This is a genomic window from Micromonospora foliorum (assembly GCF_022229015.1).
GTDB classification, from domain to species: Bacteria; Actinomycetota; Actinomycetes; order Mycobacteriales; family Micromonosporaceae; genus Micromonospora; species Micromonospora foliorum.
In genome coordinates this window covers 1-4,612 of the sequence record NZ_JAKKFF010000371.1, presented here as the reverse complement: position 1 = coordinate 4,612, position 4,612 = coordinate 1, and the positions used below count along the sequence as shown (strand labels likewise).

The 4,612-nt window shown below is 70.7% G+C and carries 5 protein-coding genes and 2 pseudogenes; 4 read left to right on the top strand and 3 right to left on the bottom strand.

The genetic code is table 11. The annotated features are described in order from the left end of the window. Positions 1–122, top strand: a pseudogene (locus PSH25_RS24885) (AIR carboxylase family protein); the annotation flags it as partial. A gap of 26 nt (positions 123–148) precedes the next feature. Beyond that, the gene (locus tag PSH25_RS24880) at positions 149–307 is read left to right on the top strand and encodes a hypothetical protein (RefSeq protein WP_238661370.1); all 159 of its coding nucleotides are present in this window, start codon (positions 149–151) and stop codon (positions 305–307) included. Between the two features lie 18 nt (positions 308–325). On the opposite strand, the gene PSH25_RS24875 is transcribed toward PSH25_RS24880, so the two are convergent. The 3 genes from PSH25_RS24875 to PSH25_RS24865 form a co-directional block, all read right to left on the bottom strand. Further along, the gene (locus PSH25_RS24875; RefSeq protein ID WP_238661369.1) at positions 326–1,513 is read right to left on the bottom strand and encodes an NADH-quinone oxidoreductase subunit D; all 1,188 of its coding nucleotides are present in this window, start codon (positions 1,511–1,513) and stop codon (positions 326–328) included. Then, positions 1,510–2,658: an SAM-dependent methyltransferase gene (locus PSH25_RS24870; RefSeq protein ID WP_238661368.1), complete on the bottom strand. Its 1,149-nt coding sequence runs from the start codon at positions 2,656–2,658 to the stop codon at positions 1,510–1,512. The genes PSH25_RS24875 and PSH25_RS24870 overlap by 4 nt, the downstream gene beginning before the upstream one ends. Before the next feature lie 65 nt (positions 2,659–2,723). Beyond that, a complete protein-coding gene (locus PSH25_RS24865; RefSeq protein WP_238661367.1) occupies positions 2,724–3,632 on the bottom strand; it encodes an SDR family oxidoreductase in 909 nt (302 codons plus the stop codon). Between the two features lie 87 nt (positions 3,633–3,719). On the opposite strand from PSH25_RS24865, the gene PSH25_RS24860 reads away from it, so the two are divergent. Both PSH25_RS24860 and PSH25_RS34220 read left to right on the top strand, forming a co-directional pair. Beyond that, a complete protein-coding gene (locus PSH25_RS24860) occupies positions 3,720–4,328 on the top strand; it encodes a TetR family transcriptional regulator (RefSeq protein WP_238661366.1) in 609 nt (202 codons plus the stop codon). A gap of 114 nt (positions 4,329–4,442) precedes the next feature. Further along, positions 4,443–4,612, top strand: a pseudogene (locus PSH25_RS34220) (DUF2520 domain-containing protein); the annotation flags it as partial.

Genomic DNA, 4,612 nt, shown 5'->3' with positions numbered 1-4,612 from the left:
GCGTGGCGTACGAGGTGCGGGTGATCTCGGCGCACCGGACTCCGGTCGCGATGATCGAGTACGGGCGCGACGCCGCCGAACGGGGCCTCAAGGTGATCATCGCGGGGGCCGGGGGTGCCGCCGCGCGCTGCCGGTGGGCGGTGTGCCGGTGCCGGACGAGTGGCGTCCACCGCGTCAACGCGGCCACCAGGCGGAACCCGCGCCGGAGCGGACCGGCCGGCGGCGGGTCGACGAGCGCTACGGCTACCCACCCCAGGACGACGTGCCGCGTGCCGGTGGCGCGCCACCCGCCGACCGCTGGCGCTGACCGGTCAGGCGGCCCGCGTCACTTGTCGATGTCGCCGACCACGAAGAACATCGAGCCGAGGATCGCGATCAGATCCGGGACCAGGCAGCCGGGTAGCAGAGTGGCCAACGCCTGCACGTTCGCGTACGAGGCGGTGCGCAACTTCAACCGCCACGGCGTCTTCTCGCCCCGGGACACCAGGTAGTAGCCGTTGATGCCGAGCGGGTTCTCCGTCCAGGCGTACGTGTGCCCCTCCGGCGCCTTGAGCACCTTCGGCAGCCGGGTGTTGATCGGCCCGGTCAGCCGGTCCACCCGGTCGAGGCACTGCTCGGCAAGGTCCAGCGACGCGTACACCTGGTCGAGCAGCACCTCGAAACGGGCGTGACAGTCGCCGGCGGTCTTGGTGACCACCGGCACGTCCAGCTCGTCGTAGGCCAGGTAGGGGTCGTCGCGGCGCAGGTCCAGGTCGAGCCCGGAGGCTCGGGCCACCGGCCCGGACGCGCCGAACGCGGCGGCGTCCGCGGCGGACAGCACGCCCACGCCCACGGTGCGGGCCAGGAAGATGTCGTTACGCCGGATCAGGTGGTCCAGGTCGGGCAACCGGCGGCGTACCTCGCCGATGGCCGCGCGGGCCCGCCCGGTCCACCCGTACGGGACCTCCTCCTTGAGGCCGCCCACCCGGTTGAACATGTAGTGGATCCGGCCGCCGGAGACCTCCTCCATCACCGCCTGGATGGTCTCGCGTTCCCGGAACGCGTAGAAGATCGGTGTGATCGCCCCGATCTCCAACGGGTACGAGCCGAGGAACATCAGGTGGTTGAGCACCCGGTTCAGCTCCGCGAGGGCCATCCGCAGCCAGGTGGCCCGCTCCGGCACCTCCATGCCCATCAGGCGTTCCACCGCGAGCACCACACCCAGCTCGTTGGAGAACGCCGAGAGCCAGTCGTGCCGGTTGGCCAGCACGATGATCTGCCGGTAGTCACGCACCTCGAAGAGCTTCTCCGCGCCCCGGTGCATGTAACCGACGATCGGTTCGCAGGCGACCACCCGTTCGCCGTCGAGCACCAGCTTCAACCGCAGCACACCGTGGGTGGAGGGGTGTTGCGGGCCGATGTTCAGCACCATGTCGGTGCCGAGTTGCTGATCACCGGTGCCGGCGACCAGGCCAGCTCCGGTGCCGACGGTCAGTTCACGGAGGGCCCCGGCGTCGGTGGTCATGCCCGTCATCGTGCCACGGCCGGCCCGAGGGGGATGCCGACCGGCTGGCGCAACCACAAGTGTCCGCCGAGCCCGGCCGGGTCGGTCAGCTCGGCCACCGCCGACGCGGCGGCCAACGCCCGCACGTAGCCGGCGGGGTCGGTGCCGGCCAGGCTGAGCGGTGGTCGCCCGCCGTCGGCCCCGAGCGCCCGCAGCGCCTCCCGCTGCAAGACCAGGGAGTACGCGCACCGGGCGACCGCCGCACCAGCGGAGGCGACCGAGTCCATGGCCACGTGCGCGGTGACATCGCTCGACCCGTCCGGGACCGGAGGCACCTGCCGCCCACCCCGGTACCCGGTCAACGTCCCGTCGGCCGGTCGTGCCTCCCTCAGGTGCCCGTAGTCGACCGCTACTGCGAGACCTCGGCTGATCTTCCCCACCGCGTGTGCCCAGGCTTCGTCTCTGCTTCGGCCGATCTCGGCTCGTCTGTGGTTGCTGTGGGTGGTTTCGGGGCTGGGCCACCAGGTCGTGAGCCAGTCGAGATCATCGGAGCTGATCGGCTCACCGATCGTCTCCACGCCACTTTCGGGGTCGACCAACAGGTATCGCCAGCCGTCCTCGGTGTGCACCGCGACGTCGAGCGGGACGTTGTCCAGCCACTCGGTGGCGAGCAGCACTCCGGTGATCTCGGCGGGGATCTCGGACGTCCAGGTGATCTCTTCGGGCAGGTTCTCGGGGCGGTGGGCGTACTCGACGGCTGTGAAGCGGACCCGCGCCGCAAGCGACGGTCGGACCGTGCCGGACGACGGCTCATCCCGCAAGGAACGGACGGGGGCCGTGGGAGTCAGGGTTTCCGGGGAGCCCGCCCGCGGAGGGATCAAGCCTGACCGCCCGGAGCGGGCGGGCTCCCCGGAAACCCCCACCGCAACCCGGACGGACGCCAGCAGGGCGCGGAGCAGTTCCCCGCGCCCAGCCCCGACATCGACCACGTCAAGTCGCGAGGGGTGGCCGAGGGCGGCGTCCACCTCCGTGATCAGGCGCAGCAGGGCGGCGGCGAAGGCTGGGGAGGCGTGCACGCTGGTGCGGAAGTGGTCGGCCGGCCCGGTGCCGGCGACGAAGAAGCCGCCCGGCCCGTAGAGCGCCCGGCTCATCGCGTCTCGCCACAGGATCGACATCAGTCCACTCCGAGTTGAGCGTGGGTCACCGTGCCGACCCTACGGTCGGGGCCGCCGTTCGTGGTTCACGCCCGGAAGTAGTGCCCCTCGTCCAGGTCGGCAATCAGGCCGGGGTGGGCAGGGGCCCAGCCCAGCAGTTCGCGCGTGATCGCGGATGACGTCGGATTGTCCATCTGGGCGAACGATCCGAGGAAGCCGAAGTAGTTGTCTGCCTCGTCGGGGCCGATGCTTCGGACCGGGATGTCGAGGTTGCGGCCGATGGCGGTGGCGATCTGCCGGAAGGGGACTCCTTCGTCGGCGGCTGCGTGCAGGCGCGCACCGTTCGGGGCCCTTTCGAGGGCCAGACGGTAGAGCTCGGCTGCGTCGAGCGTGTGCACGGCCGGCCACCGGTTGGCGCCTTCGCCGACGTACGCGGCGTACCCGTTCTGCCGGGCTGCAGCGATGATGGCGGTGATGAAGCCGTAGTGGTCGAGCGAACTGTGCACGGTGGGCGCGAGCCGGACGATGGAGGAGCGCACACCGCGGGCGGCGAGGTCGACCACGAAGTTCTCCGCGTCGATCCGGTAGCCGCTCGGGAAGGCGTCGCGTTCGGTGCCGGGGCGACCGACGATGCCGCCCATCGCGAGCATGGCCGTCCCGCTCGTGCCGACAAGCGGTTTGCCGGAGCCGCCCAAGCCGTCGGCAAGTGCCTTGAGGGCGTCCAGGTCGGCCTTGGCTGCGCCGGCCATGTCGCCGTTGAGCATGAGGTCGTGCCGGAACGCCAGGTGGATGACTCCGTCGGACGCGGCTGCCTCCGCGGACAGCACGTCGAGGTCGGACAGGTCGCCGCGGCGTGTTTCAGCGCCGAGCTTCTCGATCGCGGCGGCGGATGTGTCGGAGCGGGCCAGGCCGACGACCTCGTGTCCGGCGGAGAGCAGTGCCGGCACGACCGCGGAGCCGAGATGGCCGGAGGCACCTGTGACGAATACGCGCATGGTGGATCCTTCGTGGGTAGGGGCATGTCACCTTGCGACATGACCGTACCTCGTGATGTCGCCACGTGACATCGCTCGGACGAAACAATGTCGCAGCGTGACATCGGATACCATCGCCACATGGCTCGCTGGCAACCAGACGCGCGCGGCCGCCTGGAGGCGGCCGCTTTCGAGTTGTTCCGCGAGCGCGGCTTCGAGCAGACCACGGTCGCCGACATCGCCGCCCGTGCCGGCCTCGACAAACGCACCTTCTACCGTCTCTTCGGCGACAAGCGCGAGGCTCTCTTCAGCGGCAGTGAGCGCGTGGAGGAGGCCCTGGTCAAGGTGGTCGCCGAGACGGACGCCGCCCCATTTGAGGCGGTCGTCGCCGCCTTCCGTCAGATGGCGGCGGAAATCTTCGCCGACCGCCGCGAGCTGGTCCGGATGCGCCAGTCGATCATTGAGAGCAGCCCGGAGTTGCAGGAGCGTGAGCTGCGCAAAACGGGCGCCCTGCTGGCCGCCGTCACCGCCGCCCTCCGTGCCAAGGGCTTCGACGAGACCACGGCCATACTGGCCACCGAGTCGGGTGGCACGGTCTTCCGCGTCGCGTACGCCCGCTGGGTCTCGCCCGACAGCGATGCGTCGCTCGCCGATCTGATCGCCGAGGTGGCCACCGAGCTGAGCGCCATCACGTCGTCGTCCCCAGGGAGGCGTTGACAAGGGGCCTCTCCTTCGGCGGTGAAGGTTTTCACACATGCTTGTCCGGGTTCGGTAGGCCGGGCGCATACTTGCGATCGACCGGTACCCCTTCTCGAGGACTGGATCGTCGTCATGAGCGCACCGTTGCGCCCGCGTCCGGCCGGCCCACCCGGGCCCGCCGCCTCGTGGGATCGCGCCGTTCCCGGCACCCGCGCCGTCACCTCCCGTCTGCTCACCGTCGGTGTCGTTGGCGCCGGTCGGGTCGGCGCCGTGCTGGGTGCCGCGCTCGCCGCCGCCGGGCA